This window comes from Herbiconiux sp. 320_LB, from assembly GCF_059691755.1.
In genome coordinates this window covers 503,898-518,255 of the sequence record NZ_JCAWAD010000002.1, presented here as the reverse complement: position 1 = coordinate 518,255, position 14,358 = coordinate 503,898, and the positions used below count along the sequence as shown (strand labels likewise).

11 protein-coding genes are annotated in these 14,358 nt (G+C 70.3%); 4 read left to right on the top strand and 7 right to left on the bottom strand.

What is annotated here, in order from left to right; all coding sequences use genetic code 11:
* Window positions 1–53: 53 nt before the first annotated feature.
* The 3 genes from AC59HU_RS06475 to AC59HU_RS06465 form a co-directional block, all read right to left on the bottom strand.
* Entirely contained in the window at window positions 54–581 is a 528-nt protein-coding gene (locus AC59HU_RS06475) for a TetR/AcrR family transcriptional regulator (protein ID WP_497222552.1), read from the bottom strand.
* An 89-nt stretch (window positions 582–670) separates the two neighbouring features.
* Window positions 671–2,566, bottom strand: coding sequence for a cell wall-binding repeat-containing protein (locus AC59HU_RS06470; RefSeq protein WP_497222550.1), 1,896 nt, complete (start codon window positions 2,564–2,566; stop codon window positions 671–673).
* A gap of 133 nt (window positions 2,567–2,699) precedes the next feature.
* Window positions 2,700–5,321, bottom strand: coding sequence for an ATP-dependent DNA ligase (locus tag AC59HU_RS06465; protein ID WP_497222548.1), 2,622 nt, complete (start codon window positions 5,319–5,321; stop codon window positions 2,700–2,702).
* A 37-nt stretch (window positions 5,322–5,358) separates the two neighbouring features.
* Between AC59HU_RS06465 and ku the strand changes: the two genes are divergently transcribed.
* Window positions 5,359–6,300, top strand: a complete 942-nt coding sequence (gene ku, locus AC59HU_RS06460; protein WP_497222546.1) for a non-homologous end joining protein Ku — start codon at window positions 5,359–5,361, stop codon at window positions 6,298–6,300.
* Between the two features lie 5 nt (window positions 6,301–6,305).
* On the opposite strand, the gene AC59HU_RS06455 is transcribed toward ku, so the two are convergent.
* Both AC59HU_RS06455 and AC59HU_RS06450 read right to left on the bottom strand, forming a co-directional pair.
* Entirely contained in the window at window positions 6,306–7,610 is a 1,305-nt protein-coding gene (locus tag AC59HU_RS06455; RefSeq protein WP_497222544.1) for a hypothetical protein, read from the bottom strand.
* Window positions 7,607–8,545 carry a multidrug DMT transporter permease gene (locus AC59HU_RS06450; RefSeq protein ID WP_497222541.1) on the bottom strand — a complete coding sequence of 313 codons (939 nt, stop codon included), beginning with the start codon at window positions 8,543–8,545 and terminating at the stop codon, window positions 7,607–7,609. Before AC59HU_RS06450 ends, AC59HU_RS06455 begins: the two co-directional genes overlap by 4 nt.
* A 114-nt stretch (window positions 8,546–8,659) precedes the next feature.
* Between AC59HU_RS06450 and AC59HU_RS06445 the strand changes: the two genes are divergently transcribed.
* Together AC59HU_RS06445 and AC59HU_RS06440 are read left to right on the top strand one after the other, a co-directional pair.
* A complete protein-coding gene (locus AC59HU_RS06445) occupies window positions 8,660–10,042 on the top strand; it encodes a glycine--tRNA ligase (RefSeq protein ID WP_497222539.1) in 1,383 nt (460 codons plus the stop codon).
* 100 nt (window positions 10,043–10,142) lie between these two features.
* Window positions 10,143–11,636 (top strand): L-serine ammonia-lyase, iron-sulfur-dependent, subunit alpha, encoded by a 1,494-nt coding sequence (locus AC59HU_RS06440; protein WP_497222537.1) that lies wholly within the window; start codon window positions 10,143–10,145, stop codon window positions 11,634–11,636.
* Window positions 11,637–11,751: 115 nt separating this feature from the next.
* Here the strand turns inward: AC59HU_RS06440 and AC59HU_RS06435 are convergent, their stop codons facing one another.
* Window positions 11,752–12,705: an aldo/keto reductase gene (locus AC59HU_RS06435; RefSeq protein ID WP_497222536.1), complete on the bottom strand. Its 954-nt coding sequence runs from the start codon at window positions 12,703–12,705 to the stop codon at window positions 11,752–11,754.
* Window positions 12,706–12,756: 51 nt separating this feature from the next.
* Here AC59HU_RS06435 and AC59HU_RS06430 point away from each other — a divergent pair, with 51 nt between their 5' ends.
* Window positions 12,757–13,536 (top strand): MerR family transcriptional regulator, encoded by a 780-nt coding sequence (locus AC59HU_RS06430; protein WP_497222534.1) that lies wholly within the window; start codon window positions 12,757–12,759, stop codon window positions 13,534–13,536.
* 34 nt (window positions 13,537–13,570) lie between these two features.
* On the opposite strand, the gene AC59HU_RS06425 is transcribed toward AC59HU_RS06430, so the two are convergent.
* Complete coding sequence (locus AC59HU_RS06425) at window positions 13,571–14,089, bottom strand: GNAT family N-acetyltransferase (RefSeq protein WP_497222533.1); 519 nt, start codon at window positions 14,087–14,089, stop codon at window positions 13,571–13,573.
* Between the last annotated feature and the right edge of the window lie 269 nt (window positions 14,090–14,358).

Genomic DNA, 14,358 nt, shown 5'->3' with positions numbered 1-14,358 from the left:
CTTCTTGTGGTGAAGAAAAACCGGGCCGACTCATGGCCCGGTCGCGAGGGGTCTCAGGCGGGGTGCGTGATGCCCTCGCTGAGTAGCCGCGCCCAGTCGGAGTCGATGTCCTCGACCCCCACCGTCACGATGAGGTGGCAGAGCTGCCCGTAGGCGATGAACCGCTGCACCGACGCGTCGTCGGCACCGGAACGCGAGGAGGCGAACTCGGTGACCCGGGCGAGTCCGCGCTGCAGGGCCTGCCGCACCTCGGGCACGTCGGATGCCGACTGGGCGTGCACCTGCAGCATGAGCAGGTCGCGGTCGGCGATCAGGTGGGCGTAGGCGTCGCCCATCGCGTCGAGGATCCCCTCGGGCGTCTGGCGGGTGGCGGCGGCCGCGCCCGCTTCGAGTGCGTCGAGCACCCGCTCGAAGCATCGCTCGAGGGCGGCGACGAAGAGCGCCTCCTTGCCTGGGAAGAGCTTGAAGACGTAGGCCGTCGAGATCTGCGCCTCCTCGGCGACCTTGGCGATCGGCGTGCCGAGATACCCCGACCGCGAGAACGCCCGGATCGCGCTCGCCACGACGGTCTCCCGCCTCACGTCTGCCGTAGAAAGCACCTTACCCATATGAGTGACCATACACTCACTCTTCTCCAAGTGCAACGTCTCGGAGACATCCGCTCCGAGAATCAGTTGAGGAACGCGCTCAGCTGGTCGAAGACCGCCGGCGAGACGGAGTTCACGCCACCGAGCACGACGATCCGTGTCGGTCGAAGTCTCGAGAGTTCGGTCGCCACACTGGTCGGGATGGAATCCCGCATCACGAGGAGGATCGGTGCTGTGTTGCTCGCGGCCGCCGGGCCACCCGAGAGGGCATCCGGGAACACGCTGCCCGAGGCGATGAAGACCGTTCGGGCGCCCGTGGGGAAGGTGTTGGCGGAGACGGCGGCGGATCCCTCGTAGCGGTCGGCGCCCGAGACGCGAGTCGTGGGTGCGGTCGCTCCCAGGGCCGCTTCGACGCCCGTGCTCACCGTGTTGGCGCCGCCGAGGATCACGATCTTCCCCGGCTGGAGGCGTGTGAGCTCTGCCTGGACCGCACCGGGCACGGAGTCTCGCGGGACGAGGAGGACGGGGGCCCCGCGAAGGCCGGCGGCAGCGCCCCCGGCTAATGCGTCCGGGAAGTTCTCGCCTGAGCCCACGTAGACGACCGGCCGGCGGGGCGCGAAGGACTGCGCTGAAAGCGCGGCCGACACGGCGTAACGATCTGCCCCTCCGATGCGCGTCGTGGGGCTGTAGGCGGTCAGCGACCCCACGACGGCGTCGCTGACGGATGCCGGCCCGCCCAGGACGACGATCTTGCCGGGGCGAAGCCTCGCCAGCTCGTTCGCCACGGCACCCGGGATACCGTCCTTCGTCACGAGCAGCAGGGGCGCACCCTGGCTGCCCGCTACGGCCCCACCCGAAAGCGCATCCGGAAAATTCTCCCCCGATGCGACGTAGGCCACAGGCGCCCCCGCGGCGAACTCGGCCGCTGAAAGCCGGGCCGAGCTGTCATATCGATCTGCGCCGCTCACGCGGACTAGGGGCGCCGTGCTGTCGAGATCCATCACGGCGACCGTCTGTGAGTTCGACCCCACGACGAGGGCGTGCCGCCGCGCGGAATCGACCCCGATCGATTGGATCCCGGATCCGTAGAAGCTCCCGAACTCCTTTGGAATGACACGGATCACATGCAAGGTCTCCGCGTCGATCGCGGTGATCTGCCCTTCCGTCGCCACCCAGACCTGGCGTCCGTCCGCGTCGACCGCTATGCCGTCGGGACCGTCGCCGATGCCGTTCGTCCGGTCGTGTGGAATCACTCCGATCACGCGGTTCGTGACGGTATCGATGACGGAGACGGTCCCGGAGCGCTCGTTGGCGACGAACGCGCGATGTCGGGTGGAGTCGACGGCAACGCCGCGCGGACTGAGTCCGATTCCGGTGACGACGTCGTGAGGGATGACGGCGATGACGTTGTCGGTCGCGGTATCGATGACCGAGACGGAGTGGTCGTTGAGGTTGGGAACGTAGGCGCGGTGCAAGCCCGAGTCGACGGCGACATCGATTGGAAAGTTGCCGATGCCGGACAAAGGATCGTGAGCGATCACGGCGGAAACGCGATTGGTCGAGGTGTCGATGACTGAAACCGTGCCGTCAATGAGATTGGCGACGTAAGCGCGGGAGAGGCCGCCGTCGACGGCGATCCCTGCAGGACCCTTTCCGATTCCATGGGCGCGGTCGTAGGGAATCACGGTCAGGACAATGTGTGTCGTGGTGTCGATTACCGAAACCGTGTGGGAGTTGTAGTTGGCGACGTAGGCTTGGTGATGCGCCTCGTCGATCGCCACTGCGCTTGGCCCGTCTCCGATGCTCGTCGGCCCGTGAGGAATCGTGGTGGTCACCGCGTTCGTCTGAAGGTCTATGACCGACACCGTGCCATCGAATGTGTTGCTGACGTAGGCGGATTGGTCGCCCGCCGCAATAGCGATCGCTACGGGTGTCGGATCGGGGCGGGTCGGGGAGGTGATCGTGATCGTGGCCGTCACGAAGTTCGTCGCGGAAGCGGGCGAAGCGGCCGTGAGCCCGACGGCCGCGAACAGCGCTGTAGCTATGACGGCTGCGCTTAGTCGAGAATATCTCATCCCCCGAGAATAGCCCCCACCGGGCGGGACGCAAGGGTCAGGACTCGCGGCGGACCTCGGCGGGGGACTTGTCGGGGCGCCAGCCGCGCCAGGAGGGCTGGCGGAGGCGGTCGGTCCCCGTCCACTCGGCGAACTCGACCTCGCCGACGAGCTTCGGCGTCACCCAGATCGCGTCGCGGGCGTCCGCGCCCGGCACGTCGGCGAAGGGGGAGGTCTTCCGCTCCAGCTTCGACAGGCGCGTGGTGAGGTCGACGAGGTCGCGCTCGGAGAAGCCGGTTCCGACGCGGCCGACGTAGCGCAGGGTGCCGTCGGCATCCGGAACGCCCATCAGCAACGAGCCGACCTGCGACGCCCGGCGGCCCTTCCCCGGCCGCCAGCCGCCGATCACGACCTCCTGGGCCGCGTGGTGCTTCAGCTTCAGCCAGGCCCGCGATCGACGCCCGAGCGCGTAGGGCACGTCGCGCCGCTTGGCCATGACCCCCTCGAGGCCGAGGTCGCGACTGGCGGTCATCGCGTGCTCGAGGTCGCCCTCGAAGGCGGGCGGCAGGTGGATGGGGCCGTCGTCGGCGGGCACCACGTCCTCCAGAGCCGCCCGGCGGTCGTCGTACGGCTCCTTGACCAGCGAGCGGCCGTCGAGCTCGAGCAGGTCGAAGACCATCAGGTCGACCTTCGTGGTCGCGCGGGCGGCCTCGACGTCGCGCGGGCGGGACAGGCCCATCCGCTGCTGCAAGCGGCCGAAGCTCGGCCGGCCCCGCGCATCCAGGGCCACGATCTCGGCGTCGAGCACGAGCGAGCGGTCGGGGTGGAGCCGCGCGAGCGCCTCGGTGAGCTCGGGGTAGCCGGCCGTGACGTCGTTGCCGTTGCGCGTGCGCAGGGTCACCTCGCCGTGGTCGATGCGGACGAGGGCGCGGATGCCGTCCCACTTCATCTCGAAGGCGTACTCGCTGTCGGCGTCGAGGTCGCCGGCGCCGGCGGCCAGTGTGGCGAGCATGGGCTTGAAGGCCTTGTCGAGGGCGGTGGGGGAAGACGAGGCCTTGGCGGACGAGGCCGCCTCAGGGGACGAGGAGGCCTTCGAGGTCGTTCCCTTCGAGGGCGTGCCCTTGGAGGACGAGGCCTTGGCGGGAGCTGCGGAGGACGAGGACGCATCCTCCGGCACCATCCGATGGATCAGCCAGTTCTTCTCCTGATCGCCGCGCCCGGTGTGGATCAGCACCACCTTCCGCGCATCCCCCAGCCCACCCGAGGGCTGCCCGTGCAGCGTGACGATGATCTCCTTGCCGTCGCGCCACTTCTCTAGGTCGTAGCTGCCGAAGTCCCAGATCGTGACGGTGCCGGCACCGTATTCCCCGGAGGGAATGGATCCCTCGAACGTGCCGTACTCGAGCGGGTGGTCCTCCGTCATCACCGCGAGGTGGTTCTGGTGCGGGTCGTCCGGCACGCCCTTCGGCAGCGCCCAGGAGACCAGCACCCCGTCGTGCTCGAGCCGGAAGTCCCAGTGCAGCCGCCTGGCGTGATGCTCCTGGATGACGAACGAGCGCCCGTCGGTCGACGCCGGCGCCGCGGCGGGCACGGGCTCGGGCGTCTTGCTCCCGTCGCGCTTGGAGCGGTAGACCTCGAGGCGATCGCGAGAGCCGCCGCCGGCATCGGCTCCAGCGCCGGCGCGGGTCGCGGATGCCGGAGCCGGGTGCGCATCCGGCTGATCCTCCGGCCCGCGGTCGGAGTGCCACTCACCGGCCGGGGCCTCGATCGCCCCGGGGGCGTCGGCGCTCTCGGCCAACGGATCGCTCCGCCTCTTCATGCGAGCCAGCACCTCGTCGAGCTCGAGCTGCCGCAGATCCTTCGACGCGAGCTCGCGCCAGGTGCGCGGCACCGCGACCGTGGGCCGGGAGCGCCCGCGCAGCGAGTAGGGGCAGATCGTCGTCTTGTTGCCGTTGTTCTGGCTCCAGTCGACGAGCACCTTGCCGACGCGTTTGGTCTTCTTCATGTCGCTCACCACCAGCTCGGGGTGGTCTGCCTCGAGCGCTCGCGCGAGCTCATGTGCGACCTCCGAGACCTGGTCGCTGGTCTGGGTCCCGTCCAAGGATGCATAGAGGTGGATGCCCTTGCTCCCGCTGGTGACAGGCACCGGGTCGAGCCCCATCCCGACCAGGATCGACTTCGCGAGCTTCGCCACCTCGACGCACTCGGGCAGACCCGCGCCCTCGCCGGGGTCGAGGTCGATGACGAAGCGGTCGGGGTTCTTCTGCCGGCCGTGCGCATCCACCCGCCACTGCGGCACGTGCAGCTCGAGCGCCGCGATCTGGGCGAGCCAGGCCAGGGTCGCCGCGTCGTTGACGAGCGGGTAGACGTTGACGTGGTCGGAGTGCTGGATGTCGACGCGTCGCACCCAGTCGGGCGTGCCGTCGTCGAGGTTCTTCTGGAAGAACACCTGCCCCGGGTGGTCGGCGGTGCCCACACCGTGCACCCAGCGCTTGCGCGTCGCCGGGCGGTTGCGGGAGTGGGGGAGGAGTATCGGCGCGATCTCGGCGTAGTAGCGGAAGACATCCGCCTTCGTCGTGCCCGTCTCGGGGTAGAGCAGCTTGTCGAGATTCGTGATGCGCAGACGGTGCCCACCCACCGTCACGGTCTGCTCGTCGGACTTCGCTGCTTTCGCGGCCATGCTTTCATCTTGGCCCTGTTCAGGGGTCTAATTGGGTATGAGATCGATCTGGAAGGGCGCGATCACCTTCGGGCTCGTCAACGTGCCCGTCAAGGTCTACAGCGCCACCGAAGACCACGACATCTCGCTGCACCAGGTGCACGACAAGGACGGCGGGCGCATCCGGTATCAGCGTCGCTGCGAGATCGACGGCGACATCGTCGACTACGAGAACATCGCCCGTGCGTACGACGACGGCGACCGCACGGTCATCCTGACCAAGGAGGATCTGGCGTCGCTGCCCGAGGAGCGCAGTCGCGAGATCGAGGTCGTCGAGTTCGTGCCGAGCGAGCAGATCGATCCGATCATGCTCGACAAGAGCTACTACCTCGAGCCCGACTCGAAGTCGCCCAAGGCTTACGCGCTGCTGCGCAAGACCCTCGAGAGCACCGACCGCACCGCGATCGTGCACTTCGCCCTGCGTCAGAAGACGCGGCTCGGGGCGCTGCGGGTGCGCGGCGACGTGCTCGTGCTGCAGTCGCTGCTCTGGGACGACGAGGTGCGGGAGGCCGCCTTCCCCGCCCTCGACGAGCCGACGCGGGTCTCGTCGCAGGAGCTCGACATGGCGATGTCGCTCGTCGACCAGTTCGCCACCGACTTCGAGCCCGAGAAGTTCACCGACGACTACCAGGAGCAGCTGCGCACGCTGATCGACGCGAAGCTCGCGCAGGGCGACTCGGTCGACACCGACGAGACCTTCGGCCGTGCGCCGGGCTCGGGCGACGAGGGCGGCGAGGTGCTCGACCTGATGGAGGCGCTGCGCCGGTCGGTCGACAAGAGCCGCTCCGGGTCTTCCGGCAGCGCGAAGGATTCGGATTCGAAGCCCGAGGCCGCCTCGACGAAGAAGCCCGCGGCGAAGAAGACCACCGCCGCTGCGGCGAAGAAGCCTGCGGCCACCAAGAAGGCGGCGCCGGCGAAGAAGGCCACGAAGGCGTCCTGAGCCGCTCAGCCCGCTGAACCCGGCCCGGGCTCGATCATCTCGGGGCCTTCGTCGTCGCCGTGCCGAGCCTCGTGCGCGCCCTCGTGTCGTCCCCGTCTGCCATGGCCTGCGGGCGGATGTGACGCCTCTGCCGCAGGGTCGAGGCCGAGACCGCCCGACTCGTCCCCACCGGCCAGGTACCGCGCGCGCACGACCAGCGCCCGCCGAGCCTCCCGGATCAACGGGTGGAAGAACGCCACCCGGTACGCCGAGTTCGTCGTCACCGACACCAGGAAGTTGAGCGACGAGACGCAGCTGAGGAAGATCGCGGTCTTGACCAGCGCCCAGGTGAACGGGATCTCGACACCGAACACCGACACCGAGGTGAGCCGCTCGCCGACCCACTCCTCGAGCACCTCGTTCGAGAACGCGAGCAGCCCCAGCAGGATGAGGAACACGCAGACGATCACCGCGAACAGCACCGTCTGCAGGCCCAGCGCGAAGACCAGCACCGTCTGCAGGTTGAGCCGCTCGGCCCGGCTGAGCGGCGGCCCGGGGCGGGGCGCGGCGCCCTCCGGGTCGAGGTGGTCGGGCGACTCGAGGCCTTCGTCGAGCTCCTTCATCTCCGACCGGCTGATCGGCATCACGAAGAACAGGCACAGCAGCGCGAAGAACACGGCGACCGCGAACAGGCGGGCCGGCGACATGGTGCTGGTCACCATCCACACCGGCTCGGAGAAGAACGCGAACACGATCACGAGCATCAGGATGGGCAGGGCGCGCGTGACCAGCGCCCCGATGGCCGCCGTCTGACGGAACGCCGCCCGCGCCGCCCAGGCGAGCACCGCGCCGATGCCGAGCCAGGTGAGGAGGTAGGCGGCCGCGATCGTCGCCGCGGCGGCCACCACATGGCGCACCGCCCCCGCCGGATCGCCGAGGATCGCGTCGACGGACGGCACCAGCAGGAGGTAGACGATCGGCAGCGCGATGCCGAGCGGGCGGCGGAGTGCGGGCCGGCGGCGCACCAGCACCGCCGTCAGCCAGCCCAGGAGGACCGGCACCGCGATCGCCGCGCCGACGGCGACCAGGAGCAGCACGATGATCAGCCCCGCTATGGCGGACGGATCGCCGTCGTCGACGATGACGTCGACCGTACCGAGGAGCGAGGCCGCGATGCCGGTGGTCAGGGCGAAGACCAGGAAGGGCGCCACCCGCTCGGGCAGGCCGTCGGCCCGCCACCTGCGCTGCACGAACAGGGGCAGCCCGACGCTGCGGAGCCACCGCTCCGCGTCGCGCCGCCGCTCGCGCGCCTCCGGGGAGGTCTCGATCATCCCGTCGTCGCCCCGGGCGTCTCGCCGACCTCGGCGGCATCCTTTCGCTGGGCGCGCGAGAGCAGGAACACCCCGCCGACCGCCACGGCACCCGCCACCACGAAGACCAGCACCGCCCAGATCGGGGCGCCGGCGGCCTCGCCGAGGATCGTGATGCCGAGGATGACGGCGGTGAAGGGGTCGATCACCGTCAGCCCGGCGACGACGACCTCGGGGTTGCTGGTGGTGTGGGAGAGCTGCACGAAGTAGATCGAGAGCCCGCCCGCCACGAGGATCGCGAGCACGCAGAACCCGGTGAGCACGGTCGCCGAGTCGAGCATCAGCCGGTCGCTCAGCACCACCTGCACCCGCACGATCACGGTCTTGCCGAGGGTCGCGACGAAGCCGGTGAGCAGGCCGCCGAACAGCACGTAGAGGATCGACGGCAGGTGCCGACCCGGCCGGTGGAAGTAGATGACGGTGCCCGCGACTGCCAGGAGCACCACGCCCAGCACGACGAGGATCGTGATCAGCTGCACCTCGTCGATCGGCGACTGGTGCGACACAACGGCGGCCACCCCGACGAAGACCGCGACGCCGGAGACGCAGATCAGGATGGCGCGCACGACGCGCTTGGACGGCATCCGTTTCGTCGTGATCGCCGTCACGAGCGCGGCGAAGACGAGCGCCACCACACCGACCGGCTGCACCACGATCAGGGGCGCGAGGGAGAGACTCGCGATCTGGATGATGATCGACAGGATGAACGAGACCGTGCCGAGCAGCCAGATCTTGTTGAGCGCGAGCCGCCTGAGCTGTTTCGCGCCGAGCCCCTTCGAGGAGACGGCGGCGACGCCGCGCGACTGCAGCTCGTTGCCGAGGGCGAGCAGGGCCGCCGCGACGACGGCCAGTCCGATGCCCGCGACGGGCAGGGACGTGAGGGTCACGGGCTCCATGGCTCGACCCTAGCGGGATGCGGGCGGATGCGGCCGGATGTGGCCGGACCCTCCCGATAGAATTGTGCAGACCCATCGCGTGCAGCCGGCCGCGTGGAGTTAAACGGAGCCTCAATGCCTGCCTCACGTCTCGATTCCGTCATCGCCCTCGCCAAGCGCCGGGGGTTCGTCTTCCCGACGGGAGAGATCTACGGCGGAACCAGGTCGGCGTGGGACTACGGGCCCCTGGGCGTGGAGCTCAAGGAGAACATCAAGCGCCAGTGGTGGAAGTTCATGGTGCAGTCCCGCGACAACGTCGTCGGGCTCGACTCCGCGGTCATCCTGCCCCGCCAGGTGTGGGAGGCCTCCGGCCACGTCGAGGTCTTCTCCGACCCGCTGGTCGAGTCGCTGCACACCCACAAGCGCTACCGCGCCGACCACCTGCTCGAGCAGTACGAGGAGAAGCACGGCCACCCGCCCGTGAACGGCCTCGCCGACATCCGCGACCCCGACACCGGCCAGCCCGGCTCGTGGACCGAGCCGCGGCAGTTCTCGGGGCTGCTCAAGACCTTCCTCGGCGTCGTCGACGACGAGAGCGGCCTGGCCTACCTGCGGCCCGAGACGGCGCAGGGCATCTTCGTCGACTTCAACGCGGTGCTGAACTCCTCGCGCCAGAAGCCGCCGTTCGGCATCGGCCAGATCGGCAAGAGCTTCCGCAACGAGATCACGCCGGGCAACTTCATCTTCCGCACCCGCGAGTTCGAGCAGATGGAGATGGAGTTCTTCGTCAAGCCCGGGGAGGACGAGGAGTGGCACCAGTACTGGATCGACCAGCGCTTCCAGTGGTACACCAACCTCGGCATCGACCCCGAGAACCTGCGGCTCTACGAGCACCCTGCCGAGAAGCTCTCGCACTACTCCAAGCGCACGGTCGACATCGAGTACAAGTTCGGCTTCACCGGCAGCGCCTTCGGCGAGCTCGAGGGTGTGGCGAACCGGGGCGACTTCGACCTCACGACGCACTCGAAGGCCTCCGGCACCGACCTGTCGTACTTCGACCAGACCACGAACGAGCGCTGGACCCCGTACGTCATCGAGCCGGCCGCCGGCCTCACCCGCTCGCTCATGGCCTTCCTGGTCGACGCGTTCCACGAGGACGAGGCGCCCAACACCAAGGGCGGCGTCGACAAGCGCACGGTGCTGAAGCTCGACCCGCGGCTCTCGCCGGTCAAGGCCGCCGTGCTGCCGCTGTCGCGCAACGAGGCGCTCTCGCCGCTGGCGAAGACGCTCGCCGCCGACCTGCGCAAGAACTGGAACGTCGACTTCGACGACGCGGGCGCGATCGGCCGCCGCTACCGTCGGCAGGACGAGATCGGCACCCCGTTCTGCATCACGGTCGACTTCGACTCGCTCGAGGACAACGCGGTGACCGTGCGCGAGCGCGACTCGATGGGGCAGGAGCGGATCTCGCTCGACCGGCTCACCGGGTACCTGGCCGAGAAGCTCGTCGGGGCGTAGCGGGCGCTCATCACGGCGTTTTCCGCCGCCCGGCGCAGCTTCGTTGCGAGAGGGCGGTGGATGCGCGGTGAGGGCCGACCGGCCGGGTTAGGGTTTCCGGATGGAATCGAGCGCCCGAGCATCCGGTGAACGTATCGCGGGCGTCTTCGAACTCTTCTCGATCGGGATCGGGCCGTCGAGCTCGCACACCGTCGGGCCGATGAGGGCCGCGCGGGAGTTCGCGCTCGAGTGCGCCGCCCGCTGGCCCGACCGGGCTCCGGATGCGCTGCAGGTCGACGTGTACGGATCGCTCGCGGCGACCGGCCGGGGGCACAACACCTTCGGCGCCGTGCTGCTCGGGCTCGAGGGGGCCGACCCCGAGACGGTCGACCCCGAAGCGGGGCGGATGCGCGTCGCCGCGCTCGACGCCGGTGAGGCCTTGCTGCTCGCGGGTGCGCCCGCGGCCGGAATCCGCTTCTCGGAGAACGACATCGCAAAGCATCCGCTCGTCGTGCGCGACCGGTATGCGAACGAGGTGGCGTTCGCGGCGCGCTTCGGCGACGAGACGCTGGCGGTCAGCTACTACTCGATCGGCGGCGGCTTCATCCTCCGCGCGCCGGTGACGGAGGTGGACGCCGAGCCTCCGGCCGGTGCGTCTGCGCCGAGCCTGCCGGCGGGCGACTTCGGGTCGGGGGACGAGCTGCTCGTGCTGTGCGCGCGACAGGGGATGTCCATCGCCGAAGTCGTGCTGGCCAACGAGGCCGCCCGGCACGAGGGCGGCGAGGACGGCGTCCGCGAGGGGCTCCATCGCATCTGGGGTGTGATGCGCGGCTGCATCGAGTCGGGGCTGCGCACCGAGGGCATCCTGCCCGGCGGTCTCAAGGTGCCCCGTCGTGCCGCGAAGCTCGCCCGGATGCTCGCCGAGGACGGTGTCGCCAACAGCCCCGAGTGGGCCACGATCGCGGCGATGGCCGTGAACGAGGAGAACGCGGCCGGCAACCGGGTCGTGACCGCGCCGACCAACGGCGCCGCCGGGATCGTGCCCGCGGTGCTGTATCACGCGCTCCGGCACCGGCACGCCTCGGCCCCCACCCGCACCGTGCTCACGCCGCCGGCGCCGACCGACCTGGCCCGCGCCGATCTGGCGCGGGATCCGTTCGACTCGCCCGAGGCCCGGCGCGACATCGAGACCTACCTGCTGACGGCGGCCGCGATCGGCGGCATCATCAAGCAGCGCGCCTCCATCTCGGGAGCCGACGTCGGTTGCCAGGGCGAGGTCGGGTCGGCGTCGGCGATGGCCGCCGCCGGCCTCGCGGCCCTGCTCGGCGCCGACGTGCGTCAGGTCGAGAACGCCGCCGAGGTCGCGATGGAGCACCACCTCGGTCTCACCTGCGACCCGATCGGCGGGCTCGTGCAGATCCCGTGCATCGAGCGCAACGGCGTGGCGGCGGTGACCGCGATCACCGCGGCGAAGCTCGCGCTCGGCGGCGACGGGCTGCACCGGGTGAGCTTCGATCAGGTGGTCGAGACGATGCGGCAGACCGGCGCCGACATGAGCGACAAGTACCGCGAGACGGCCCGCGGCGGGCTGGCCGTCAACGTGCCGGAGTGCTGAGCGGCGGGCGGGCGCCGGGGCGCTGACGCGGTGTGGCCCGGACTTCTCTGAACGAGGGCAGCTCCGGGTGCCGTGAGGGCCCCGGTCGGCTTCTCGTTCGGAGAAGTCCAGCGACTCAGGCCGCGGGCGGGGTCCAGGCCGAGACGGCGTCCAGGCGCGCCTCCTCCTCGGGGGTGAGGGTGACGCGGCCGACGGCCAGCAGGTCTGCGACCTGTGAGACACGGCTGGCGCTCGCGATCGGCGCCGCCACGATGGGCTTCGCCACGAGCCAGGCCAGCGCGACGGTGGCGATCGACGCGTCGTGGGCGCGGCCGATCTCCTCCAGCGCAGCCACGATCGCGAGGCCCTGGGTCGACACGTACTTCGCCGCCGACGGGGCGCGCACGGTGCCCGCGAAGTCCTCCTTCGAGCGGTACTTGCCGGTCAGGAACCCGCTCGCCAGCGCGTAGTAGGGGATCACCGACAGCTCTTCGCGCAGGGCGATGGGCGCGAGCCCGTCCTCCACCTCGTTGCGGTGAACCAGGTTGTAGTGCGGCTGCAGCGCGACCGGGCGCGCCCAGCCGTTGGCATCGGCGATCGCGAGGTAGCGCTCTACCGACTCGGGCGCGAAGTTCGACAGGCCTAGGTACCGCACCTTGCCCGCGCGCACGAGCCGGTCGAAGGCCTCGGCGGTCTCCTCGAGCGGGGTCTCGGGATCCTCCGCGTGGGCGTAGTAGAGGTCGATGCGGTCGGTCTGCAGGCGGCCGAGAGAGGCATCCGCCGCGGCGGCGATGGTCGAGGCTGAGAGGCCCTTGAACTGCGGATGCTTCGACACCTTCGTCGCGATCACGGTCGCGTCGCGCGAACCGCGGCTCGTGAACCACTCGCCGATGATCGTCTCCGACTCGCCGCCGACGTTGCCCGGGGCGCTCGCCATGTAGCTGTCCGAGGTGTCGATGAAGTCGCCGCCGCCGGCCGCGTGGGCGTCGAGGATGGCGAGGGAGGTCTCGCGGTCGGCGGTCCAGCCGAAGACGTTGCCGCCGAGCGAGAGGGGGAAGACGTCGAGGTCGCTGGTGCCGATGCGGGTCATCTCTCCAGCCTCGCTTGACACTGCCGTAGCGTCAACTCCTACAGTCGCAGCATGAGCACGGGACGCAGCGCACGGGAGTGGCCGATCTCGGAGATCGCGCGGCTGACGGGCGTCACGAGCCGCACCCTGCGGCACTACGACGCGATCGGCCTGATCGCGCCGAGCCGGGTGGGCGCGAACGGCTACCGGTATTACGACGAGGCCGCGCTCGTGCGACTTCAGCGCGTGCTGCTGCTGCGGGGGCTCGGCCTCGGGCTGCCCGCGATCGGCGAGGTGCTGGAGCGCGAGACGGATGCGCCGGCTGCGCTGCGCCGACACCTCGAGCGGCTGCGGTCGGATCAGGAGCTGCTCGGCCGGCGGATCGCCGCGGTGCTCTCGACGATCGAGACGATGGAGAAGGAGGAACCGCTCGTGGCGGAGAAGATGTTCGACGGATTCGACCACACCCGGTATCGGGAGGAGATCGAGGAGCGCTGGGGCGCCGAGTCGTACGCCCGGAGCGACGACTGGTGGCGGGGGATGGGGGAGGCCGAGCGGGCGGCCTGGTCCGAGCGGGCGGCGGCGCTCGCCGCGGACTGGAGGGCGGCGGCGGAAGCCGGCGCCGACCCCGCGGGCGAGGCGGGCCAGGAGCTCGCCCGGCGGCAGGCCGAGTGGCTCGCGGCGATCCCGGGCACGCCCGGCTCCGGCGCGGGAGGTCTCACGGCCGCCTACCTCAGCGGACTCGGCGAGCTGTACGTGGCCGACCCGCGCTTCGCGGCCGTCTACGGCGGCGATCGGGGTGCCGCCTTCGTGCGCGACGCCCTGGCGGCCTACGCCCGCACCCTCCCGTAGTGCTTGTCGGCCCCATAGTGCTTGTCGGTGCTCCTCAGGCGAGGCGCTTGCGCATCTCGAGCTCGCGGCCCGAGGCGGGGTCGAGGGGGTAGGGGCGGGTCACTCCCGTTTCGACGAAGCCGCGCGAGCGGTAGGCCGCCACGGCGCGGTCGTTGTGCTCGTGCACCTCGAGGGTGAGGGTGTCGCCGCGCTCGGCCGCCCACTCCTCGATGCGGTCGAGCACCGCATCCGTGACGCCCGCCGCGCGGCCCCGATGCGAGGGCGAGACGTAGACCGCGTAGAGGAAGGCCCCGGATGCGCCGCGCGGCACCTTCGAGGTCATCGAGGCGACCCAGCGCCCGTCGTCGGTCACGGCGACGGCGGTGATGGCGTCGGCCGCCGAGCCGTCCCGGGCCCAGGCGCGCCACTCGGCCTCGGACCGGCGCTCGGCGTGCGCGACGGTCTCGAGGTAGGCCAGAGGGGTGTCTTCGAGCATCTCGAGCCGGAGTGCGCGCACCTCGCGCCAGTCGTCCTCGACGGTGCGCCGCACCACGAACCCCCCGCCCTCTCGCATCCTCCGACCCTACGCCGCCCCCCCATGTCCCCGACCCGTCAGTTGTTGCCGCTACGTGCGCCGGATGGCGACAACAAGTGCCGGGTCGGGGGTGAGGTGGGGTGCGGATGGGGCACGCCCACTGTCCGCGACCCGTCAGTTGTTGCCGCTACGTGCGCCGGATGGCGACAACAAGTGCCGGGTCGGCGACAGTCGAGGGCGGGAGGGTGGCGGGCACTAGGCGCGCGGAGCCGGGACGGCTACCATCGAAAGCGGCTGTGACCGTGGCG

Bases quoted from the DNA above. Each gene is read 5' to 3' on its own strand.
- AC59HU_RS06465 (WP_497222548.1), bottom strand. From the start codon at position 5,321: ATGGCCGCGAAAGCAGCGAAGTCCGACGAGCAGACCGTGACGGTGGGT.
- ku (WP_497222546.1), top strand. From the start codon at position 5,359: ATGAGATCGATCTGGAAGGGCGCGATCACCTTCGGGCTCGTCAACGTG.
- AC59HU_RS06455 (WP_497222544.1), bottom strand. From the start codon at position 7,610: ATGATCGAGACCTCCCCGGAGGCGCGCGAGCGGCGGCGCGACGCGGAG.
- AC59HU_RS06450 (WP_497222541.1), bottom strand. From the start codon at position 8,545: ATGGAGCCCGTGACCCTCACGTCCCTGCCCGTCGCGGGCATCGGACTG.
- AC59HU_RS06445 (WP_497222539.1), top strand. From the start codon at position 8,660: ATGCCTGCCTCACGTCTCGATTCCGTCATCGCCCTCGCCAAGCGCCGG.
- AC59HU_RS06440 (WP_497222537.1), top strand. From the start codon at position 10,143: ATGGAATCGAGCGCCCGAGCATCCGGTGAACGTATCGCGGGCGTCTTC.
- AC59HU_RS06435 (WP_497222536.1), bottom strand. From the start codon at position 12,705: ATGACCCGCATCGGCACCAGCGACCTCGACGTCTTCCCCCTCTCGCTC.
- AC59HU_RS06430 (WP_497222534.1), top strand. From the start codon at position 12,757: ATGAGCACGGGACGCAGCGCACGGGAGTGGCCGATCTCGGAGATCGCG.
- AC59HU_RS06425 (WP_497222533.1), bottom strand. From the start codon at position 14,089: ATGCGAGAGGGCGGGGGGTTCGTGGTGCGGCGCACCGTCGAGGACGAC.